This window comes from Chryseobacterium rhizoplanae (assembly GCF_900182655.1).
In the GTDB taxonomy this organism is placed as follows: domain Bacteria; phylum Bacteroidota; class Bacteroidia; order Flavobacteriales; family Weeksellaceae; genus Chryseobacterium; species Chryseobacterium rhizoplanae.
This window is the reverse complement of sequence record NZ_FXTC01000001.1, coordinates 130,390-154,205: the sequence shown is the minus strand read 5'-3', so window position 1 is coordinate 154,205 and position 23,816 is coordinate 130,390. Positions and strand designations below refer to the sequence as shown.

Annotated in this window: 19 protein-coding genes; 8 read left to right on the top strand and 11 right to left on the bottom strand. The window is 36.8% G+C overall.

The window, feature by feature from the left end; genetic code table 11:
- Positions 1–178: 178 nt before the first annotated feature.
- Together metG and FN817_RS00685 are read left to right on the top strand one after the other, a co-directional pair.
- Positions 179–2,215 carry a methionine--tRNA ligase gene (metG, locus tag FN817_RS00690; protein WP_142716271.1) on the top strand — a complete coding sequence of 679 codons (2,037 nt, stop codon included), beginning with the start codon at positions 179–181 and terminating at the stop codon, positions 2,213–2,215.
- A gap of 70 nt (positions 2,216–2,285) precedes the next feature.
- Entirely contained in the window at positions 2,286–2,951 is a 666-nt protein-coding gene (locus FN817_RS00685) for a hypothetical protein (RefSeq protein ID WP_142716270.1), read from the top strand.
- 195 nt (positions 2,952–3,146) lie between these two features.
- Here the strand turns inward: FN817_RS00685 and FN817_RS00680 are convergent, their stop codons facing one another.
- From FN817_RS00680 to FN817_RS00655, 6 genes are all read right to left on the bottom strand, one after another.
- Positions 3,147–3,851 carry a class I SAM-dependent methyltransferase gene (locus FN817_RS00680; protein WP_142716269.1) on the bottom strand — a complete coding sequence of 235 codons (705 nt, stop codon included), beginning with the start codon at positions 3,849–3,851 and terminating at the stop codon, positions 3,147–3,149.
- A gap of 1,206 nt (positions 3,852–5,057) precedes the next feature.
- Positions 5,058–7,268, bottom strand: coding sequence for a TonB-dependent receptor (locus FN817_RS00675; protein WP_142716268.1), 2,211 nt, complete (start codon positions 7,266–7,268; stop codon positions 5,058–5,060).
- 348 nt (positions 7,269–7,616) lie between these two features.
- Positions 7,617–9,209 (bottom strand): MFS transporter, encoded by a 1,593-nt coding sequence (locus FN817_RS00670; protein WP_142716267.1) that lies wholly within the window; start codon positions 9,207–9,209, stop codon positions 7,617–7,619.
- Between the two features lie 105 nt (positions 9,210–9,314).
- Positions 9,315–10,433, bottom strand: a complete 1,119-nt coding sequence (locus tag FN817_RS00665; protein ID WP_142716266.1) for an HlyD family secretion protein — start codon at positions 10,431–10,433, stop codon at positions 9,315–9,317.
- Positions 10,434–10,455: 22 nt separating this feature from the next.
- A complete protein-coding gene (locus tag FN817_RS00660; RefSeq protein ID WP_142716265.1) occupies positions 10,456–11,766 on the bottom strand; it encodes a TolC family protein in 1,311 nt (436 codons plus the stop codon).
- Positions 11,767–11,855: 89 nt separating this feature from the next.
- Positions 11,856–12,701 carry a helix-turn-helix domain-containing protein gene (locus FN817_RS00655; RefSeq protein ID WP_142716264.1) on the bottom strand — a complete coding sequence of 282 codons (846 nt, stop codon included), beginning with the start codon at positions 12,699–12,701 and terminating at the stop codon, positions 11,856–11,858.
- 74 nt (positions 12,702–12,775) lie between these two features.
- Here FN817_RS00655 and FN817_RS00650 point away from each other — a divergent pair, with 74 nt between their 5' ends.
- Entirely contained in the window at positions 12,776–13,249 is a 474-nt protein-coding gene (locus FN817_RS00650) for an Mpo1 family 2-hydroxy fatty acid dioxygenase (RefSeq protein ID WP_142716263.1), read from the top strand.
- Here the strand turns inward: FN817_RS00650 and FN817_RS00645 are convergent.
- Positions 13,246–14,313 (bottom strand): DUF2891 domain-containing protein, encoded by a 1,068-nt coding sequence (locus FN817_RS00645; protein WP_142716262.1) that lies wholly within the window; start codon positions 14,311–14,313, stop codon positions 13,246–13,248. The two genes, FN817_RS00650 and FN817_RS00645, sit on opposite strands and share 4 nt — an antisense overlap.
- A 178-nt stretch (positions 14,314–14,491) precedes the next feature.
- On the opposite strand from FN817_RS00645, the gene FN817_RS00640 reads away from it, so the two are divergent.
- Positions 14,492–15,385 (top strand): DUF4349 domain-containing protein, encoded by an 894-nt coding sequence (locus tag FN817_RS00640; protein WP_142716261.1) that lies wholly within the window; start codon positions 14,492–14,494, stop codon positions 15,383–15,385.
- A 165-nt stretch (positions 15,386–15,550) separates the two neighbouring features.
- Here FN817_RS00640 and FN817_RS00635 read toward each other — a convergent pair whose 3' ends face one another.
- The 4 genes from FN817_RS00635 to dnaA all read right to left on the bottom strand — a co-directional run bounded on the left by FN817_RS00635 (position 15,551) and on the right by dnaA (position 18,765).
- Complete coding sequence (locus FN817_RS00635) at positions 15,551–16,249, bottom strand: SAM-dependent methyltransferase (protein WP_142716260.1); 699 nt, start codon at positions 16,247–16,249, stop codon at positions 15,551–15,553.
- 4 nt (positions 16,250–16,253) lie between these two features.
- On the bottom strand, positions 16,254–16,754 hold the full coding sequence (locus FN817_RS00630; RefSeq protein WP_142716259.1) for a Cif family virulence factor: 501 nt from the start codon (positions 16,752–16,754) through the stop codon (positions 16,254–16,256).
- 2 nt (positions 16,755–16,756) lie between these two features.
- On the bottom strand, positions 16,757–17,209 hold the full coding sequence (locus tag FN817_RS00625) for a low molecular weight protein-tyrosine-phosphatase (protein ID WP_142716258.1): 453 nt from the start codon (positions 17,207–17,209) through the stop codon (positions 16,757–16,759).
- A gap of 101 nt (positions 17,210–17,310) precedes the next feature.
- Positions 17,311–18,765 (bottom strand): chromosomal replication initiator protein DnaA, encoded by a 1,455-nt coding sequence (gene dnaA, locus FN817_RS00620; protein ID WP_047376841.1) that lies wholly within the window; start codon positions 18,763–18,765, stop codon positions 17,311–17,313.
- A gap of 136 nt (positions 18,766–18,901) precedes the next feature.
- On the opposite strand from dnaA, the gene FN817_RS00615 reads away from it, so the two are divergent.
- The 4 genes from FN817_RS00615 to FN817_RS00600 all read left to right on the top strand — a co-directional run bounded on the left by FN817_RS00615 (position 18,902) and on the right by FN817_RS00600 (position 23,799).
- Positions 18,902–19,312: an acyl-CoA thioesterase gene (locus tag FN817_RS00615; RefSeq protein ID WP_142717030.1), complete on the top strand. Its 411-nt coding sequence runs from the start codon at positions 18,902–18,904 to the stop codon at positions 19,310–19,312.
- A gap of 221 nt (positions 19,313–19,533) precedes the next feature.
- Positions 19,534–20,382 carry a prephenate dehydratase gene (gene pheA / locus FN817_RS00610; protein WP_142716257.1) on the top strand — a complete coding sequence of 283 codons (849 nt, stop codon included), beginning with the start codon at positions 19,534–19,536 and terminating at the stop codon, positions 20,380–20,382.
- Positions 20,383–20,745: 363 nt separating this feature from the next.
- Complete coding sequence (locus tag FN817_RS00605; RefSeq protein ID WP_142716256.1) at positions 20,746–21,456, top strand: hypothetical protein; 711 nt, start codon at positions 20,746–20,748, stop codon at positions 21,454–21,456.
- Positions 21,457–21,567: 111 nt separating this feature from the next.
- Positions 21,568–23,799 (top strand): DUF2339 domain-containing protein, encoded by a 2,232-nt coding sequence (locus tag FN817_RS00600; protein ID WP_142716255.1) that lies wholly within the window; start codon positions 21,568–21,570, stop codon positions 23,797–23,799.
- The last annotated feature ends 17 nt before the right edge of the window (positions 23,800–23,816 follow it).

Here is a 23,816-nt window from a genome sequence, read left to right as displayed (position 1 = left end):
AATTTGCACCGTCTTATGCATTGCATAATATTTATATTAATTTAAAATTTAGTTAAACAAACGTTTAACTTAAATTCATATTCAATCCTGAAAAAACTGCATTCTGCGTCATAATAACACCATCAATAGCGGTATTCAACAGATATTCCTTATCTTTGCAGTTAAAACTTTACTATAAATGTCAAACAGAAAGATGATTACGGCAGCTTTGCCTTATGCAAACGGGCCGGTTCATATAGGACATTTGGCAGGTGTTTATATTCCTGCGGATGTTTACGCAAGATTTCAGAGAAGATTAGGAAAAGATGTAGCGTTTATCTGTGGTTCAGATGAGCACGGAATTCCTATTACCATAAGAGCTAAAAAAGAAGGAGTTACTCCTCAGGATATCGTTGACAAATATCACGGGATCATTAAAAAATCTTTTGCTGATTTGGGAATTTCATTTGATGAATATTCAAGAACAACGTCTAAAAAGCATTATGAAACCAGCCAGGATTTCTTTAAGGTATTATACGAGAAAGGAAAATTCACAGAAGAAATTTCTGAGCAGTATTTTGATGAGCAGGCAGGAGAATTCCTTGCTGACCGTTATATTGTAGGTACATGTCCTAATTGTGGTAACGAAAATGCTTACGGAGACCAGTGTGAGAAATGTGGTTCTACCCTTTCTCCTTCCGAGCTGATCAATCCGAAATCAATGCTTAGCGGAAATGTTCCTATCCTTAAAGAAACAAAAAACTGGTATCTGCCATTAAACGAATATGAAGACTTTTTAAACGAGTGGATCATTGAAGGCCATAAAGATGACTGGAAACCTAACGTATACGGACAGGTAAAATCATGGCTGAATGACGGCCTTAAGCCTCGTGCGATGACCAGAGACCTGAACTGGGGTGTTCCGGTTCCCCTTCCGAATGCAGAAGGAAAAGTTTTATATGTTTGGTTTGATGCTCCAATCGGTTATATTTCTTTCACTAAAGAATGGGCTGAGAAAAACGGAAAAGACTGGAAAGATTACTGGCAGAGCGAAAACAGTGACCTTGTACACTTTATCGGAAAGGATAATATTGTATTCCACTGTATTATTTTTCCTGCCATGATGAAGGCTCACGGAGATTATATCATGCCTAAAAATGTTCCTGCTTTTGAATTTTTGAACCTTGAGAACGATAAGATCTCCACTTCAAGAAACTGGGCGGTATGGGCTCATGAATATGTGGAAGACTTCCCGGGACAACAGGATGTATTAAGATATGCTCTTCTTTCATCTGCTCCGGAAACAAAAGATAATAACTTTACATGGAAGGATTTCCAGACTAAGAATAATTCTGAATTGGTAGGTATCTTCGGAAACTTCATCAACAGAGTTGCGGTTCTTATTCATAAATATTACGATGGAGTTGTTCCACAAGGAGATGTGAACAGCCCTGAACTGCAGGAAATAAGTAAGTCTGCAAAAGAAATTTCCGGATTCCTTGAAAATTATGAGTTCAGAAATTCATTAACAGCATTAATGAATCTTGCCCGTTTTGGAAACCAGTATCTTCAGACTGAAGAGCCATGGAAAACGATTAAAGATAATCCTGAAAAAGCGGCTCAATCGTTATTCGTTGGAGCTCAAATAGCTGTTGCATTAGCTCAGTTATGCGAGCCTTTCATGCCTTTCAGTTCTGAAAAGCTATTGAACATGTTCAATGTTGAGAAAAAAGACTGGAATGCAATTGAAAACCAATCAGTATTAATTGAAACAGGTCATAAAATCAATGAATCATCCCTTCTTTTCTCAAAAATTGAGGATGACGTTATCGAAGCTCAGATCCAGAAATTAGAAAACACAAAACAAAACAATAAAAAAACAAACCCTAACGCAAATCCTATGAAAGAAGAGATCACGTTTGATGACTTTACTAAAATAGACCTTAGAACAGCAACCATTACAGAAGCTGAAAAAGTAGAAAAAGCAGATAAATTATTAAAACTGACTGTAGATACAGGAGTAGATGTAAGAACTGTTGTTTCCGGGATTGCAGAGAGCTTTACTCCTGAAGAAGTAATCGGTAAGCAGGTAATGATTCTTCTGAACCTTGCTCCAAGAAAAATCAGAGGAATTGAATCTCAGGGAATGTTATTATTAACAACAAAACCAGACGGAAAATTATCTTTCGTAACACCGGACGACAGCAATGTTGAAAACGGGATTGAGATCGGATAATTAACCTTATTATAATTATAAAGATCACAGGCTGTTTCACTAGAAGCAGCCTTTCTTTTATATACAGCGTATGGTCAGTAAAAATGTTTTAAGAAAGCTTTCCAATCAGGAATTAGAGGGATATTTAAAAGAAGGCAACCGCTTTGTTCCGGAAGCCGTTCAGGCAGCTTTTGAAATTCTGGAAGAAAGAGGTCGTGTTTTCAGTGAAATAGAAAAAACAGCCGTTCAGCAATTGATTCAGCATAAAAAAGAAGAAGAGGAAGCAAAACGTACAGAAGAGGCAGAAGTCTGGAAAGACCATATCACAGAAGATACGGAGGCTGTTAAACTTTATTCTCGAATGACTATTTTAGTCAGCTCCGTTTTTTTCTCTCCGATTCCGGGGTCTATTTTACTGTTCCTTAATTTAGTTAAACTAAAAAAATACCTTGCAAGCTTCTTAGCACTGGCATTTGGCTTTCTGTTTTTTATATTTCAAAGATACGTTCTGCTTTCCCATTTTGACTTTGGTACCACTTCCAGATACAGTCCCGAAATTGGAGTCATTGCAGTAGGAGCTTTGGGTTTACTTGTCATCAGTGTTTTAGCAACTCCAAAAAAACTTCCTTACCGTGCAGAATCTTATATTCTTCCTGTTATTTTATGTGCCGGGACTACTGTTCTGATGTATTTCTATTCCCCGGAGTGGTTTTCTTTCTATCCATTGGCAAGAGCCATCCATCTTTTCAGACAATAATAAGGAGCTGTTTCCCGCTATCCACTTTTACTCCTCGCGCCTGACCCGGGAGCTACAACTACATGCTGTGGGGTAACCGTTCCTATCGGGGCTAGAGAGAAGTACAAAAAACAAAATTGCCATCCTGTTCACAGAATGACAATATATTATTTGTTGAGATTGCTTCGCTTTCAGCTCGCAATGACTGGTCGTTAATTATTTCTTAGTCAGTTTTGCTAAGTAAGAATCTTCGTCTTTCAGGACTTTTTCTATTTTAAAGCCGTTATTTTTAGCTGCATTTTTCAACGTGTTGAAATCAAGATACAGCCACGTAATCGGTTCTTCAGATTCACCTTTATAATGAACTACGTAATCCAGTTCTCCGTAATATCCTCCCGCAGGAATATACACTCCTCCATCTTTATCGCGGTCAAACATATAAAGGATGTCTGTACTGTCGATCAGAACTTGTCCTCCTTTATTTAATAGAGAATATAATTTCTGAAGATAGGTATCAATTTTTGCAAGGCTTTCAAAAACACCGGTACCGTTCATCAGTAATAAAACCGTATCAAAAGTCTCATCTGAAAAATCAAGCATATTTTTACAAACTGCTTTTTTAATGCCTCTCAGCTGGCAGACTTCAATAGATTTTGGTGAAATATCCAATGCGGTTACCTCAAGATTTCTTTCATTCTGAAGATACAAAGAATGAGAACCTGCCCCAGCTCCGATATCCAGAACTTTTCCTTCGGATAATTCCAGTGCTTTCTGCTCAATATCATTCATGTCTTCAAAATCTCTGAATAAATATTCTACCGGAAGTTCATCCAGCTCAGAAATTGATGTTTCAGTCTGCAGATCCTCCGGATTTTCATTGTGGTAATAATCCCAGATCGCTCTGCCCATTAAATCTTTCATAAGTGCAAAGATACAGCTTCAGAAACTAAAGTTCAAAGTTTGTGATTCAGGTTTTCGAGTTACGGGTTCTTGTTGTTTTTCATAATAGCGGTTGGGTGCCATAATTATAACGCAATAGATCGCGATTTTTTAAGGATGCGCGTACTCTTTAAGATCGCAAAGGCGTTTCACTCAGCAATAAAACAGTAAATATCTTAGCTAAATGAAATGCCTTTGCAAACGAAATTATTTTCAGGTCGGATTAAAAAAACTTTGCGGTCCCAGCGTTAAAAGAATTTTCATGATAGCATTTGGGCACATTATTACAACTCAATAGATCACTTTTTTTTTAAGATGCGCGTACTCTTTAAGATCGCAAAGGCGTTTCACTCAGCAATGAAACAGTAATATCTTAGCTAAATGAAATGCCTTTGCGAACGAAATTATTTTCAGGTCGGATTAAAAAACTTTGCGGTCTCAGCGTTAAAAGAATTTTCATGATAGCATTTGGGCACATTATTATAACTCAATAGATCACTTTTTTTAAAGATGCGCGTATTCTTTAAGATCGCTAAGGCGTTTCACTCAGCAATAAAACAGTAAATATCTTAGCTAAATGAAATACCTTTGCGAACGAAATTATTTTCAGGTCGGATTAAAAAATTTTGCGGTCCCAGCGTTAAAAGAATTTTCATGATAGCATTTGGGCACATTATTATAACGCAATAGATCGCGATTTTTTAAGGATGCACGTATTCTTTAAGATCGCTAAGGCGTTTCACTCAGCAATAAAACAGTAAATATCTTAGCTAAATGAAATGTCTTTGCGAACGAAATTATTTTCAGGTCGGATTAAAAAACTTTGCGGTCCCAGCGTTAAAAGAATTTTCATGATAGCATTTGGGCACATTATTATAACGCAATAGATCACTTTTTTTAAAGATGCGCGTACTCTTTAAGATCGCAAAGGCATTTCACTCAGCAATGAAACAGTAATATCTTAGCTAAATGAAATGCCTTTGCGAACGAAATTATTTTCAGGTCGGATTAAAAAACTTTGCGTTCCCAGCGTTAAAAGAAATTTACGTTATACCATTGATTCCTACCTTGTTGAAATTTTAGCCATAACTGATTTTTTTAATTAAAATCCGGTTTCCGATAGTATCAGAAACCGGATTTGAAATACAATATATTTCCAGATCAGGGCATTTTAAATCCGATCATTTCTTAAAACTCAAAAGTGTAGGAAAGGTTGAATGTTCTTCCTCTTCCTTTATAATTAAACAGTTCCGGAAGTCCGTAAGTAGAATATAAAACCTGGGAACGCTTGCTCCAGATGGTCTGATAATCTGTATTAAATAAATTCTGGATTCCTACATTGAATTTACCCCAGTTAAATCGGTATGCCATCATCAGGTCTGAAGTATTGTAGCCTTCCACAACATTATTAAGCTCGTCTTTCTGCTTGAAATTCTGTAACGACTGGAATCTGAATGACCAGTTTTTAATATTATACCCGATATAGGTCACCAATTTTGAAGGAGAAGCATTGTAAATCTCCTGTTTCTGCCATTCTCCTTTATTATCTACTTCAGATTTGATCAACAGCCCGCTTGCTCCGAAATAAACGCCATTGCTTAAGGAATAAGAAACCTCAGCTTCAATTCCCATGTTTCTTAATTTCAAATCATTCACGAGAATCTGGAAGGTCTTTTTATCTACGGCAACCGTTTTATCAGAAGTACTGAGGAATCCGGCAATCTGAGCTCTTAAACCTCCTCTGTTTATTCGGTATCCTACTTCAAACTGATTGGTTTTGATCGCCTGCAGCGGCTGTTCTTTTACATTGATACTGGATACAACATCCCAGTTGGTTCCCACAAGTTTATATTGCCCGATTCCATAAAATTTGGCAGGATCAGCTAAACTTGCTCCTTGAGAAAAAGTCCCCCAAACCTGGTGCTGCTCATTGAATTTATATAACAATCCTGCATTGGCTAAGGTCACATTATAAGAACTTTCACCACCCGGAATTACAGATGCTGAACTTCCGTATCCCATTGCAACCTGTGTCTGTTGTTCGGAACCGACAAAATCATCCATTTTTACGTTGATATGCTGATAACGGATTCCTGCGTTCAGTTGTAGTTTTGGAAGAATATTATATTTTGCCTGAACATATCCTGCATAGCTTTGTGAGTTGTTGGTAGGATATCTTCCCAGGCTGTATTTTGTCTCATTGATCAGACCTCCGCTGGACATTGTTTTAGAAATATCATAAACAGATTGGGTTCCTTCAAACTTTTCAAAATCGAAGTCTGCTCCATACGTAACGTTTAATCCACGCCATGATTTGGATAGCAAAGCTTTAATCCCGGAATAATAAGTATCCTGCTGTGAAGAGGACATATAAGGTATTCTTCCTGTCTGTAACATAACATTTCCAGGGAATGGATAGAATCCTAATTTTTCGCCACGGGTTGCCAGCTGTACATAAAGGTCCTGCCCTCCCAAAATTCCGTTTGCGTTATAAGCTACCGTTGCCATATAACGCTCTGTACCTACGTTTTTATCGGAAGAGAAACCATCTCTCATTTCAAGTAATGAAGCATTTTTGGTGGTGAAAGCACTTAAATTTTCACCTAAAAATAAGCTTCTGTCTCCATTAAATTTAGAATTGTAATACTGAAGGGAAGCTGTTATTTTATGTTTATTGTTAAACTGGTATCCTCCTGTAGCCAAAATGTCAATCGACTGGTTGTATTGAAGGTCGGTTTGTGTAATATCTGTAAAAAGCTGTTTCTGATCTGCCCCATACACACCTCCGTTCTGCTGATAAGCAACTCCAAGCCTTCCGAAGAACTTATCACCCTTGGCAGCAATGGATTGAGCGGCACGGAAATCATGGTCGTCTTTCCCCATAAAACCTGTACGTACTCCCAGTTCTGTTTCTCCACTGATTCCTTTTTTGGAAGGTGTTTTTGTAATGATATTGATAATCCCTCCGGTAGCATTTCCCCCATAAATTGAGCTTGCTCCAGAGAGAACCTCAATTCTTTCAATATTAAATGGATCAATGGCATCCAACTGACGGCTTATTGCACGGATGCTGTTCAGAGAAACCCCGTCGATCATTACAAGCGCAGAACGTCCTCTCATATTTTGTCCATAATTAGTCCTTCCCTGTGGCCCGATATCCATAGAAGGAATCAGAATCGATAACATTTCTTTGATCGGAACTCCGCTTTTAGCTTGTTCCTGGATCTTTTCTTTCTGTACTACCCAAACGGTTCCCGGAACTTCAGAGATTTTTGTAGGCTTTCTGGAGGCTACGATTACCACGTCTTCAATACCTTTAGAGGCAATAGAATCTTTAACTGTCTGGGAAATCATCACTCCCGAAACCAAAAGACCTATGAATGCATACTGCTTTTTCATTCTTTCTACTTCAAAGTTTTATAATCTCACAAATATAATTCTTATTTAGAAAGAATAAAAATAACAAAACATGAAATTTTCCCTTATTTTATGATGGTAAATATCTTTTTACAGAAAAGTTTTTTAAATCTGGATATATATAAAAACCATTAAGAAGGATTAAGGAATAAAGTATAGTTAAGATAAATCATTCTGATTTTTAAGCTTAAAGCGAAGCTCATCTTAATATTCTAAACACCTTAATCCTTATTAATGTTTCAAAAAGTTTAAAATTTGACATCTTCTTAAAAACGTAAAATCCCAGCCAACCAAGGACCGGGATTCTACTAGTGAAAAACAAGGTTTCTTTTATACCGCAGGTCCTGCAGCATCTTTTATTTCTTCTAATAATTTTTTTCTTTCATGAAGTCTTCTTCTTGCGATAACTGATTTACCACCAAGCACTCTCACAAATCTGAAATACTGAAAACGTTTTGCTCCAAAATGATGGGTAGCAACATAAATCAATACTCCAAATCCGACTAAGATAATATATCCGAATATCTTTTTGGTGGCAATGATAATAGCGTTAAGCTGAATCGGTTTCATATTGGCTGCTACATTCTGAGGTGTGACAGTCATTCCGTCCATATAAACGGCAAGATCCCCTATCGCCATAATCTGGAAACGGTATTGAAACCAGGCATAGAGTGTTGAAAAAATCCCTACCGCCAGGAAAGTTCTCCAAACCAATACAAGTCCGATGGCTGCCAGCATTTCATCCATTTCAAGCTTATCCAGCGTATAAAACCATACGGAAATAAACAGTGAACACATTCCGTAACCTTTTAAAAACATGGGCAGATACCAGTTGTCATAACTGAATTCCAATACCATAGAAAAGTACATAATGATGGCGTATCCAACCATTGCTGAAAAACCGGAAAAAATATACATTTTCAAAGGCTTTTCTTTTTTGAACCAGAAAATGGCAATTGCTCCTGCAAGAATAATTCCGGGAATCATCAATAAACTCAGTCCGGTATTGGTCAATTGATCATACCCTAATACACCCACCGCAAAAGTATTCTGAATGGAAGCTGTTCCTAAAAACATTCCCAGCCAGAAAAGCATGAACAACCCGTGTTGTACATTATTTTTTGTGAAAATCTTGAATGAAAGGTAGGGCCGTTTTAAAGTTAACTGACGGATAGAAAGCAGCGCAAAGCTCACAAAAGCGGCAATACTTGCATTCATAATATTCTTCGAATTAAACCAGTCCTGCTGTCTTCCAAACGAATAAACATACGCCGAAAACATAAAAGTCGAGATGAAAAGTAAAATACTTAACCAATCAATATAATGCAAGGGAACTTTTAACGCAAAATATTTATTATGCATAAAAATCCAGTGTATTAAAGCTAAAATAAAGCATAAAACAGCCGTAAACAGATAAAATTGCTGCCAGTTATAGAGAAGGGTAAACTCTGCCGCATAATAAGTAGCCACTTGATTCATTACCAGAACGAATGTATAGAAAGCTCCATAAAATATTCCGCGGTTTCCAATCATAACCATGAGTGGCAGAAAGAGTTCTATGGTTACCATCATCTTCATAAAACCAATGAGTAAAGAAGTAAATATAAAAATCATTGGCTGTAAGGTAGTCCCGTTCACGTAGCTGAGCAATCCTAAAAGAACAAGAAGTAAAACCATCTTATCCCTTACTTTGAATCTCATTTTAATTCTGAGAACAACAGGCATACAGGCTCCCATGCCAATGGTAGTTGCATAGTTGGCCCACATAAAATATTCTGTCATGGCACCTGTACCGCCTACCAGAGAACTGATATTCCCCGTATACACTCCACCGATAGGCATTACCACGGCAAGCAGTAATACAATCAGCAGCAGCTGTACGGGTTTCGGCACCCAGTCGCTATATAATCCTTTGTTGTACATGATAAAATTAGAAATTAGAGGTTAGAAACTAGAAGATAGAGACTGGAAGTTTTCAGCTTAACTTCTGTATTTTCTAATCTTTTAATCTTTCGATTATTAAATCTTTTACTTACTGCCAATATTCACATTCATATTCATTCCGGCACTCAGTTTATCCAGATCTTCTTTTTTGTTGGAAGCTGTAAACTCTATTCTTACAGGAATTCTCTGCTGTACTTTAATAAAGTTTCCGGTAGAGTTATCTGTAGGCACACTTGAATATCGTGATCCGGTAGCCGCTGAAACAGCCGTGACCACTCCTTCAAATTTTTTCCCTCCCAAAGCATCAGCTGTCATGGAAATTTTCTCACCAATTTTAATATTTGGCATCTGGCTTTCCAGGAAGTTGGCTGTTACCCATTTCTGACCATTCAGAACGATGGTTGCAACCTGCTGTCCCGGCTGAATCAATTGACCTTCAGAGATGGTTCTTCTTCCCATTACTCCATCGTATGGCGCCGTAATAACGGTATATGAAAGATTGATTTTCGCCATATCCAAGGCAGATTTCGTTCTTTTAATTTCAGCATCATTAATTCCCAGTCTGCTTTTCACTTCTGTAGTGGAAAGATTCGCTGATTGTTTTTGATTCACTAAAGTTTCATAAGCTGCTTTTTGTGCATCGTATTCTGTTTTTACCTGATCATATTGTTGTCTTGTAACCGCTTCTGCTGATAAAAGATTTTTATATCGGTTTAAATTCTGCTCCGCATTCCATAATCTAGCTTTTGCGCCTGCAATATTGGACTGCATCACGTTGACATTGTTGGAAACAGTATTTACAGAAGAGCTTGTGGCTGTCTTTTGAGCCATTGCATTCTGATAAGCGGCTTCTGCCTGTCCCAATTGTGTAAGAATTTCACGTTCGTCAAGGACTACCAGTGTATCTCCTTTTTTTACATGCTGATGTTCAATGAACTTAATTTCTTTGATATATGCTGAAACCCTTGTATTAACAGGATTGATAAATTCTTCTACCTGTGCTGCTTCCGTATAGGTTTTGTTTCCGATGTGGAAATATTCACGAATTAACCAGAATAATCCGAAACCGATCACCATAAAGACGATGATATTGGAAATGATGGCTCTTATTTTATTGGTTTTATTTTTCTTTTTTTTATTCTCTGCGCTTGGTGCAGCAGGAGTTGGTGTCGTATTTTGAGAAGTTTGTTCCTTGTTTTCCATTGTTGATTTTCAGTTTTAAAAATTAAAGTGTTCCTGTAGATTTCAAAAGGTTATAATACTGATACAAAACATTAATTTCTGCATTGGCATAATCCAGCTCTGACTGCAGTTTCTGGTTCTGGGCATCAATCATTTCTGCCTGTACAGCCAGTTGGTTCAGATATTTGGCTTCCGTAATCTTGTAGTTTTCTTCTGCCAGTCTTTTGGAATCATTCAGAATATCTGCCTGCTGGATTGCTTCCTGATATTTTGTATAGGCTGCATTCACTCCCATATCTACATTCTGCTGCACCAGAGTCATGGCATCATTCGCCTGGTTCTTTTGCAGTTCACCTAATTTTACTTTTTCTTTCGTTTTAAAGAGTGTATCGATATTATAGCTCAAAGAAACTCCTGTCTGCCAGCCTCCGGAATACATATCCAAAACAGGATTTCTGGTGGTAATAGGTCTTTGCAGGGTATAGCCTCCAAATCCGGCTACGGTAGGCGCATTATCGGTTTTTATGATCTCAATGTTTTTATCTGCAACATCAATGTTTTTTTGAGCAGATTTAAGCAATGGGTTTTTCTCATGAGCAAGGTCTGTATAATAATCCATGCCTATCCCCGATTCTTTATTTTCCAAGTTTTCTGTAGGAACAATTTCTGTATCCGAGGATAAACCTAAAGCAATATTTAAATTATAATTAAGGATTTTCTTATTGTTGGAAAGTGTCAGAATTCCCTGATCCAGATTTTTAATGGCCAGTTCTCCACGAATCACTTCATTTCGTGTTACCATCCCTTGCTGATAGAACTTCTGGATATTTTTAAGACGTTCCTGTGCCAGTTTTTTATTATTCTGAAATACCTCTTCCTGGTTCATCGTTTTATAGATATCCAGATAATTGGAAATTACCAAAAATTTTACATCCTGCTTATTTTTCTCTAAATCCAGTTCAGAAAGCTGCTCACGAAGTCCTGCCATTTCAACAGACTTATTCACCAACCCTCCTTTGAAGATCAGCTGTGTAGCCTGTACAGCGTATGAACTTCCGTAATGCGGCATCGGAATATTTGTAGAATTTGAAAAATCTTTATCAATTGCTAGTGCATCCCCTAAATAGAACTGGCTTGTAGAAGCTGTAATAGTGGGAAGTTTTTGAAGTTTAACAACATTCGTGTTTTGTTTTGCAATATCAATATTCTGAGCAGACACTTTAAGTTGCTGATGATTCTGAACAGCGAGTTCCGCCACCTCACCTGCGGTCATCTGTTTGATCTGTTGGGAAAAAAACAGCGCAGGAAAAGCTGCTATCAGTACAGATAGTGCTGTTTTTATTTTCTTTGTCATTTTACCTTGTTTTACAGATGCAAAGTTAGGGCAACAACAAAATCAATCAAATGTTTGATTTTTGGAAAAAGATGTTCAAATGTAAGATTTTAACTTTCGAACTGATGTCTGTACTGTGTGGGACTTACTTCCAGATGTTTCTTGAAAAAGTGAGAAAACGAGTATTGATCACTGAAACCGAGAATAGAAGAAACCTCTGAAACCGGTTTATTGGAAGAGTTTAAGAGTACTTTTGCCTCATTGATGACAATTAAAGCAATAATCTGACTCGCAGATTTACCTGTGATAGTCTTCACCACAGAAGAAAGATGTCTGGTTGTAATCGACTGCCGCTCGGCATAAAACTCAACGGTTTTTTCTGTAAGGTGATGCTCTGCAAGATCGGTAAGAAAGACAAATACAATCTCTTCCTGTCTTGACATCTGATTCATAGAGCTATTGTCTTCCTTGGAAATAATCCCGGCCATCTGATAGCAGAAAACGGAGAAAAGATGCTCTACCATTTCTTTCTTGTACAGCATTTCCGTATCAGAATCCAGAATATATTTCAGAAAATTGACACTTTTCCAGACAACTTCCATTTCATCTTCCGGAAAAGGAACTCCTTTATTCATCTGTTGCCTGAAATAACGATAGGTAATCAAGCGGTTAAATTTCAAGGATAAAGCAGAAATAAATTCTCTTTTATAGGAAACCATTCTTGACTGAAAATCATCGGTTACTCCCACCACTTCATAAATGGTTTGGGGATCGGTTACCATAAACATATTGGCAGAAACTTCCAGATCACTGAAGTGCTGCCGGAGTTTTATCGTTCCAGATTTAATAAAGATAAAAGCAGGATTATCTGGACGAAAAGGCTTACCCACAGCTATTCGCTCGAAAATATTATGTTCCGTAAAAATATCAACTCCGAACTTTTCTAAGGCAGACATAAGACAAATGTAAGCAATCTTACCAGTGATTACAAAATTTTATTATTTTAGCATCAATCCAATTTCCTGTCAGTATGAGAAAGGTTGATCTATTATTTGCAGAATACAGTAAAAGCCATAGAAACGCTACCAATAAGTTGATTCACTGGATTTGTGTGCCTTTAATCTTTTGGACAATTCTGGGTTTTGCATCCCTCATTCCCTCGCCTCATTTCTGCGCTTCCTATTTCAGATGCGTCAGTATTATCAGCCTTATTGTGATTGCTTTTATTACTTTTTTCTATATCAGACTTTCTCTTTTGATCGCTATTGTAATGGCTGTCATTATACTCATTATGGAGCATTTTATTTATCTGACCAATATCAGTTTCGGTAAGCAATCATGGATCGTTTACCTTTCTGTATTCGTTATTACCTGGATTTTTCAGTTGATAGGTCATAAAATAGAAGGGCAAAAGCCGTCTTTCCTCAAAGATCTTCAGTTTCTGCTGATAGGCCCAATCTGGCTGTTAGGTTTTATTCTTAAAAAAACAGGAATCAGATATTAATCTTCCAAAGCGTAGACTGCAAAACTTGCCAGCCAGTGATCCCCGCCGTAATTCCCCTGGAAAAGTAATGGCAGTCCATTGGCAAGAAATACATCTGCTGTTTTCCTGAAGTCCTTTTTCAGCGGATGATTGGCAGGAAGTGCATTGGAGATTCCTTTCATACACCATGCTTTTGAAAATGATAATCCTACAAGGTGAACGGTCTGATAATCGCTAAGATCACTTACCACCGGAATTTTTTCAACATTTTCCAGACTTCTTTTTTCGTAGAAAGCATTCAGCCATTGCACAAATTCTTTTTGAGGAAGAACTCTGCGCATCAGATCAGCAATTTCAAGACTTGGTGAAAAGAAATCAGATCCGTCCGGTTCCAGATAAGCAGGTGTTTTCTGTTCTTTTAAAAAGAAATATTTAGCCTTTTCTGTAAGCTGGTCTTCAAACTCCTTATCTTTATTAGCCCTTGCCCAATCGATAGCAAAAGACATTGCAAATGCAGTATTAGGGTGAACTCCGGTTCTGTTTGGATAGGTTTGCTTTGGAAGATACGTTTTCCAGGACTTCAGAATCTGATCGGTTAACGGTTTCAGATTTTCGTGCCATATTTTAGCTTTCGGATGGTCCCATTTGGTAAGTTCTTCATCCAGTTTTAAGATCCATGCCCAGCCGTAGGTTCTCTCAAAAGTTCCTGTCAGCTGATATTTTGTAAAATAGTCGGCTTCTGTCTTCAATTTATCTTTCTGAAAAGATTCATCCAGAATCTTTTCAATCTCTTTGGCATTGGAGAGATTGGGTTTTGTTTTTAAAAGCCTTGTAAGCATCCAGTGTCCATGAACAGAGCTATGCCAGTCGAAACATCCATAAAAACTAGGGTGAAGATCTTTTGGAGTTAAAGGAACTTCGCCTGCATTATTGATGATATGCGCTGTTTTATTCGGATATTCCTGATTGATACAATGAAGTGGTTTGTCGGATAATTTCATCGCCATTTCGTCTGTAAGTTTCGGAACTTCCTGGGCATACATCAGAAATGGAGAAAACACAAATGCTAAAAGACTTTTTTTCATGAATTAAAAATAGAAATAATTTACCAGTCTCGGCAATTTTCAAGGTAGGTTTTACAGCTATTTCTTTTATTGATTGAGTTATTTTAAACATTTTCATATTTTAAAATAGTAATCAATTTTACAAATGCTCATTTTTGAGCACACTTTTTGATCATAACCATAAAAAACTAATTAACCCATGAAAAAAATTATTTTCCTATTATCAGGTCTTATCCTGATCAACTGCAGCAAATCAAATGGTGAAAAACAGGAAGTGAAAGCAGACCTGATGGAAGTTATAAGCGAGGATAAAGCGCCTTCTTCTGCAGCGGCACCTATACCTCCACCATCTTATATTTCCGAAAAAATGGCTTCTGATGAGAACGGAACCAACAAAGATGTTTATACTCCAAAGAAAACCGACACTATTTCCAGAAAAATCATCAAAAACGGTGATATGAAGATCCAGGTAGGTGATATTAAAAAAGCTCAGCGCCAAGTGAATGATATCTTAAAGAAAAACAATGCTTATATTCAGAAAGAGGATTTTCAAAATACGGATCTGGATGATAATCTTAATTTGATCATCAGAGTCCCTCATAAAAATTTCGATGTTCTTATCAGTTCTTTTTCTGATGGAATAGGTTCTGTTTTATCCAAAAATATTTCATCCAATGATGTCACGGAAGAGTATACTGATGTATCGATAAAGCTGGCCAACAAAAAAATCTACCTCGAAAAGTATCGGGATATGCTTAAAAGTGCTGCTACCACAAAGGACATGCTTGAAATTCAGGAAAAAATCCGCGAGCTTGAGGATGAAATTGATGTGGCAGAAGGCCGGCTTCGTTTTATAGATGACCGTGTGAATTACAGCACCTTAAGTTTAAATTTATATAAAGAAAAAGTGAGAAGTTCGGCAACCTCTAAAATAGGATTTGGAAGCCGGTTTGTAGATTCGGTAACGGAAGGCTGGAACAGTTTTGTAAGCTTTATGCTCGGAATAGTTTCTCTTTGGCCGTTCTTTTTACTCATTCCGTTTATTATTTTCTTTTGGAGGAAATGGAAATCTGGCAAGAAAAATAAGAATTAATATGAAAACCCGGGCATCTTTGATGCCCGGGTTTTCACTGCATTATCAACATTTAAACTGTTTCCAGTATAGTTTTAAAAACAAGAATAATGCAATAGTCTTGTTAAGAGCTGTTAAATATTTTTAAGTGAAATAGCTATATCACGGCAATTCTGCCATATGTTACTATTTTCCAAGTACAAATACCGCAGGAATTTTATGAAGTTCAGGCTTCTGTTTCTGCCAGTCTTTTATAGATTTGGTCTTGATGAATTCATGTTCCGGGTCGTTGATATTAGCCGCAATACACAGCTTGGTATTGGGTGATAAAAACTTACACAGATCTTCAAAAAGCTGATTGTTTCTGTAAGGTGTTTCCATGAAAATCTGTGAATATCCGGTTTTCTGAACAAGGCTTTCAAGGTTCAGGATGTGTTTCTTTTTCTCTCCTTTATCGATCGGAAGATAACCATTAAAGGTGAACTCCTGTCCGTTGAATCCACTGGAAATCAAGGCTAAAATAATGGATGAAGGTCCTGAAACAGGGATCACCCGAATGTTTTTCTCATGACACCATTTAACAATCAGGTTTCCAGGGTCAGCAATACAAGGCAATCCCGCTTCTGATAACAATCCGAAGTCCTGCCCTTTCAGCATCAGCTCCTGAGCTTCTTTGATGTCCGCATTTTCCGTGTATTTGTCCAATAAAAACAGCTTCAGATCAGCCTGCTTCTTTTCCGGAGCAAAAAATTTAACAACCTTTCGGGCCGTTTTTTCATTTTCCACGAAGAAATAGTCTGTCTGCATGATATAGTCCTTCAGAACAGGCGAAAAGTGGTTGATAGAAGTATTTTCTGATAAGTAAGCAGGGAGTAAAAAAAGCATTGTATTATTTTTTAGTTCTTTCGTTTAATGAAGGTTGCGGGAAATATTTTGTAAGGTCCATAGAAAAGGTAACCGAAGTGATCTTCCAGGTTCCGTTGATCTTCATCAGTGTCCAGATCTCCTTTCCCCAGTTTTCCATTTTACCGTTGTACCAAAAACTGTAATCGAAATTGGCAGAAGCTACTGCTCCATCTTCCACGATCTTAATATTGTCAAATTTCTCTTCAGATTTATCATCTTTAAAACTTTTGATAAAAGCTTTATAGTCATCTGCAAAGTAATAATCTGCCTTAGGGTTTTTCTCAAGACGTTTAGCCTGTGTCCTGTCTTTGTAAATTCCGGTCCAAAGCACAGGCTCCTGAAATAAAGAGAGATATCTGGCTTCATCTCTGGTTTTAATACATCCCATAAAGTCATCCATTACTTTACGGATCTCTGTTTCATCTTTAGTCTGGGCAAAAGAGAAATTAAAACTTACCAAGAGCAGTAACAGTAGTTTTTTCATGATTATGATTTTAGTATTTGGTTTTTAATAGCGTCACATCCCCTATCCAAAAGCTGAAAGACCTTTTCAAAATCACTCATATCTCCCCAGTAGGGGTCCGGAACCTCAGCATTTTCATGATCTCCCAATACTTCTAAAAACAAAGATACTTTCTGACGTTCTTCTTCGTTTCTGGTTTTGGAAACCACATCTTCAAATACATCAATATCCATGCAGTAGATCTTATCAAAGGTTTCAAAATCTTTTCTGGTGATAGGTCTTGATCTCTGTTTTGAGATATCAATATTATGATTCGCGGCGGTTTTAATGGCTCTTTTGTCGGGATGTTCTCCTTCATGCATTGAAATAGTTCCGGCTGAGTCTACTACAAAATTTTCCGGCACCTTTGTTTTCATAATTCCTTCTGCCAGAGGACTTCTGCATATATTTCCCAGACAAACCATTAATATTTTCATATTCTATCTAATTTAAAAAGAGTCTTTTGTCACAACAAAACTAAATAAAAAATGAAGAATAAAACTATCCTTCATTTCTTATTTATTTCTGGTCAACAATGTTATTGTTTGATTCTTTCTGTAAGGTCTTTTACGTACTTCTTGATTTCTTTATCAATTTTTGATACATCCTTGATGGTATCACAAGCATACATTACTGTAGAGTGGTCTTTCCCTCCCATTTCTTCACCTATTTTAGTAAATGTAGAATTGGTGAATTCTTTAGAGAAGTACATGGCAAGCTGTCTTGGTAATGCAATCTCTCTTTTTCTTGTTTTTGACAGTAATTGTTCTTTTTTGATTCCGAAATAATCACATACAACTTCCTGGATGTAAGGAATGTTGATGATCTTTTTCTGATTAGCAGCAATTCTGTTGATCGTTTCTTTTAACAATTCAAGACTCAGGTCTCTCTTATATACTGTAGAGTAAGCGATCACAGAGTTGATTACTCCAATAAGTTCTCTTACATTGGTTTTCGTTTCCACAGCAAGGAAGTCAAGCATATCTCCCGGAAGAACAATTCCGTCTCTGCTTAGTTTATCTTCAATGATTTGTCTTCTTGTAGACAGATCCGGAGATTTGATTTCTGCAGAAAGCCCCCATTTGAAACGGGAAACAATTCTGTCCTGAATATCCATAATATCAGCAGGAGCTTTATCTGAAGTAAGGATAATCTGTTTTCCGTTCTGATGCAAATGATCAAAAATATGGAAGAAGCTATCCTGGGTAGCTGATTTTCCTGATAAGAACTGAATATCATCAATAATCAGTACATCTACCATTTGATAGAAATTCGCAAATTCAGTCTGCTTGTGTGCTTTGGCAGCAGAGATAAATTGCTGGATAAATTTTTCAGAAGACAGATAAAGAACTACTTTATCAGGAAACTGGTTTTTTACTTCAAGTCCCACTGCTTGTCCCAGGTGGGTTTTTCCAACTCCGTAACCTCCATATAAGAATAACGGGTTGAAGGCAGTTGCACCAGGTCTTTTTGCGATGGATCTGGCTACAGTAGCTGCAAATTTATTGCTTTCTCCTTCTACATAACTATCAAAAGAATAGTCAGGCTTAAGGTTAGAATCTATGTTTACTTTTCTAATTCCAGGAACTACAAAAGGATTTACAATATTAGCAGAGAATCCTTGTGGCATTGTTTCCTGTGTTTTTGGAGTAGGAACACTTTGTCCCTTGATGTTCATGGTAACTGGTTTTTCTTCACCTTTTGGTCTGTTTTCCATCACAGAATACCATAATTTCACTCCTTTTCCAATATTTTTCTTCAGGGCAGCAGAAAGTAAGGACAGGTAGTTGTCCTCTATATATTCCTTGTAAAAATCGCTCGGTACGATAAGTGTAAGGTTATTAGCTACTAATGAAAGCGGCTGAACCTTATCAAATAACATATCGAAAGATTTTTCAAGTTTTTTCAGGTCAGAATTGTCTTCAGCTGCGTTCAGGTTATCACGCATAAACTGAAGGCATTTCTGCCAAATCATCATTAAATTGTCATCCATTTTTTATGCCCCGATTATTCTTTGTTTGTACTGTGTTTAGAAGGAAGACAAAGGTCCAATTTTTTCTTTTCAAAAAAAAATATTGCAGGTATTGATTATTTAAAAATATATTTGTATGTATAATTTAGCACCTAAAATGATACACACAACACACTCAATACGAGTACGTTACGCAGAAACAGATCCAATGAAATACGTATACTACGGCAACTATGCAACATACTTCGAAGTGGGGAGAGTTGAGCTCTTCAGAAGCATAGGAATTTCATACGATGAAATTGAAAACCAAGGAATTTGGCTGCCTGTTTCTGACTATAAAATTAAGTATATCCGACCAGCTTTGTATGATCAAAAATTAGAAATTCATACTTATGTTAAAAAAATTCCGGGAGTAAGGATCGAATTTGAATATGAAATTTACAATGAAGAGCGTATTAAAATAACAGAAGCTTCCACTACTCTTTTTTTTCTGGATGCAAAAACCAATAAGATTATTAAATGCCCGGATTTTCTAATGGAAATGATTGAAAAAAATTGGAAGAAGTAACCAGATGACAGGAGTTAGGTAGCAAGTCGCAGGGATTAGAAGTTTTAAAGTTAATGACCCAAGTTTAATGTTATGAGTAAACAGCACCAAAATAACCAGCATCCCGCATCACATAACTTGCATCCCGTAACCCGCAACTTTACCTCCAAACATTGAACTCTATTTATGAATTAATTCGCACCTTTGTACCTTTATTTTAATCATCCCTTATATATTATATTATGAAGATTGCATTTTTGGGACCTCATGCCAGTTTCACCCAGCTTGCTGCGGCGCAGCTTTTTCCTGATGAAGAGTTATTACCACAAGCCAGTATTCTGGATTGTTTTAAGGCTATTGAAAGCGGAGAAGTAGTAAAGGCCGTTGTACCTTTGGAGAACTCTATTGAGGGAACAGTTTCTATGACGCTGGATTATTTATATAAGACCCCGTCTGTTAAGATTGAAGCAGAAGCGGTAATGCCTATTGCACATCACCTTATGATTCACCCGGACAATTCTATTGAGAATATTGAAAGAATATATTCACATCCACAGGCACTCGCACAGAGTTTCCATTTTCTGGACACTCATTATAAAGAGATCCCAAAGCAGGATTTTTCCTCTACAGCCGCTGCCGCAAAATTTGTTTCAGAGAACAAGGAAACCGCCATTGCCGCTGTTGCCAACCAGTTTGCTGCCAATTTGTATGGGCTGAAAATTATCAACCGTAATATTCAGGATTTTGAACAGAATCATACCCGCTTCATCATCATCTCTAAGCAGCAGGGTACATACCAAAATAACAAGCTGGAAACTTTGGGAGAAAAAGCGGGAATGCTGATCACTCTTCCTGAAGATCACCCCGGTGGATTACATCAGGTTTTATCTGTTTTTGCATGGCGAAAGATGAACCTCAGCAAAATTGAATCCAGAACATTAAAGACCGGGCTGGGCAATTATTTTTTCTTCATCAACGTGGAAGGACCTTGGGAAGAAGTCTTACATGGAAATGCACTCAAAGAACTAGAATCTATCAATGCTAATGTTGATTTTCTTGGAAACTATAAAGAATTCCTGCTGGAAAGCTAGAAAAAAGCAAATAAATACATTAAAAACACTGCCATTTGAGCAGTGTTTTTGCTTTTAAAACGATTAAAAACGGAAAAAAAAATAATTTTTACAAAAAAATTTCCGGCCTTTAACACCTTACCTTCACCAAAAAAATAACCCACACAATAGGGAGAAATAAATTTATTTAAAAACCTCATAAACAGGCAATTATTTTAAAAATAAATATAATAACTCGTAATTTAATTATGAGATAATTTTAACTAAAATATAAACATATGTTTAAATACATTACATCATATTAATATTAAAATTGCAAATTTCACAATGAAGGGTATAATTTTATTTGTATATTTGCTAAGCAACTAATTAAAAATCTTGATCATGAAAACCAAACTTTACAGCTTAATATTAGCATGCGCAACCTTACCTTTGTTTTCACAAGTAGGTATCAATACAGCTACTCCATCCGCAACTCTAGATGTTAATGGGACACTGAAAGTTAGAGACACACCTGCAGCTACAGCATTACCTGGCTATCAGGTTTTAGCAATTAATCAGGGAAGTACTCAGGTTTACACCGTGGACCCGGCATTATTAATCGCAGCATCTGGAACAAACTCCACTGTTTATGCAGCCAAAAAAACCTCTGGCATCAGCCTTCTTTCTGTGGGTGTTTTTGGAAGTTTCAAGCCTGTTAATTTTGTAGCAACCGACAGAAGTATAGGAAGTGCGGCTTTGTTTGATGATAGTACTTCAGCTTACACGATACCATCAGACGGTGTGTATGCGGTATCCTATTCATTCCGTTTTGGAACCGGATTACAAGCTTCTTTATTAAGTAGTGGTACTGGTATTGGAATCACCAGAACAAGAGGAGCAGGAGCCGGAGTTACTACACTCATTGACTCCCGTACGTTCAGCGGTGTCAATCTTGTAGTGGCAAGTTTGACTATAGCAGATACTTCTATTAGTACCTTATATTCTTTCCAAGCAGGTGACAGAGTTGCCTTTGGCTTTTTGGATCCGGGTATTAACTTAGCACTATTATCAAGCAGTGCAGCATCATTCTCTATTTACAAAGTATCAAACTAGTAAAACATATTGTTAGTTATCTATACCATTTAACCCATCACTTATACTGTGATGGGTTAATTTTTTAAATCGCTTTTCAAACATTTCTTTATATTTGATAAAACTAATGAAATGAATGAACTTATTGCTGTCATCATACTTATAGTAATCTTCATCATTTTCAACAATCTGAATACCAAAATCAGAAGGCTTGAAAAGGAAATCACTGACCTTAATCATAAAATCAGTAAGGCCCCGGCTCAGTCTGAAGTGATCCAAAAAAAAGTTTCAGCGGAAGACACTATTATTCCTCAGCAAGTACAGTCTCATCAAATTGTTCCTGATGAAATAAAAAACAGGGAAGAAAATGAAGAAATTCCAATACCGGTTCAAAAAGACTGGCTGACTCCTGTTTTTGATTTTTTAAAACAAAACGCCCTCACCATCATTGGTATTTTTACTCTTGTTCTCGGAATCGGTTACTTTGTAAAGTATGCTATTGACAAAAACTGGATCGGAGAAAGTACACGAGCGGGTATCGGTTTTTGTACCGGAGCAGGAATCATCATTATAGGACATTTCCTCAGAAAAAACTATACAGCATTTGCTTCTATTATAACCGGAGGCGGAATTGCCGTATTGTACTTCACCGCCACCATCGCTTTCCGGGAATATCATCTCTTTACACAGAATACAGCTTTTGTGATTACCGCTCTGATTACAGCAGCATCTATTATCTTATCCTATTATTATAAAAGTGAAGTCCTGATTATTTTTTCATTAATTGGAGGTTTCAGTGCTCCTTTGATGATCAGTACCGGGCAAAGCAACTACCCTTTCCTTTTTATTTATCTTACTCTTTTAAATATTGGAATGCTGGTAGTCTCTTTTCTTCAACACTGGAAAAGCGTGGGATGGACTGCCTATATTTTTACAACCGCTTATCTTTTTTATTGGACGAATGAGAGCACGGAGCTTTTAAGCATTACTTTTTACATGATCAGTTATGTGATTTTCTACCTTTTTGCTCTGCATGACTACATCAAAAAAAATATACTTTCAACTTCAGATATTTTAATACTTGCTTTTGCTAATTTTTCGAGTGTTCTGGGACTGCTTTATATTTTTGATACTTTAGCATATGAACCTCCCATTATTTTCCCACTTGCTTTTGCTGCAGTCAATTCTATTCTGCTCCTTAGAGAATATAGTCGAAAAAATTTCGGAGTTGCTTATTCTGTATTTGCAGGACTCGTTACCAGCCTTATCACTATTGCCATAGCTATTCAGTTTAAAACCCACCTTATCACCAGTATCTGGACAATAGAAACCACCCTGCTGCTTTTCATCTGGAAAAAAACTGGTCATAAGATTTTCAGGATTTTCTTTTACATCCTTTTTCCATTGGTCATGATCGCTCAGGTTGTAACCTGGACAGAGTATCTGGGAACAACAGATTTTAATATCATATTCAATCCTCCGTTTATTACCAGTTCATTTACGATCCTTTCCCTAGTGATCAATTTATATTTATTAAGGGATACCGGAAAAGAGTCACAGGAGAAAGTCAACACCTTTTTTGAAGATCTTGTGACTGTGATTAGCTACGGAGTTATTTATATCAGTTTTCTTCTTGAGCTTACCTATCATGTTTCAGAGATGCCTTGGTCCGCAATTGTGGGCATAGGATTGTTATTCAGCATTTATTATCTGTTTATATTATTACTTTTCAGAAAACCGCTGAATATCAGAAGTGATGTTCAGACCGCTCTGATTTATCTGTTTTTATTTCTGATCATCCTTAATACTTCAGTTTCCACACTACCAATCGTAACGGCTGTATTAACAAAAAAACTCCATTTAAGTTTCTATTTACTGCATCTGCTTCAGTGGATTCCTTTTATATATGTATGTTCCCGGATAATTCCATCATCAGAATTTCATAAAGTCAGGATTTCTTACTGGATCCTGTCATTGACACTTATCATTTCCTTAAGCTGTGAGCTTCATCATTCTTATGTTTTAATGGCTTCTAATGACCTTCCTCATTCTTATGAAGCAAGTGCACACTTCAATATTCTTTATCTTCCTATTGTATGGACTATTCTTGCCAGCATTTTTATTTATATGGGCTTAAAAAAAGATATTCAGGAATACAACAAGGTTGGTTTTGCATTGATAGGGCTCATGGTTTTAAAACTCTATGGTTATGATGTATGGCAAATGGATAATATTTCAAGAATCAGCGCCTTTATTGCTCTCGGAATTATCTTATTATTAAGTTCTTTCGCTTTTCAGCGGCTGAAAAATATCATCAGAAATATGGTTGACAAAAAAGATAAAAATGAAGAAACTACAGACTGATAATCAAAATAAAAGTT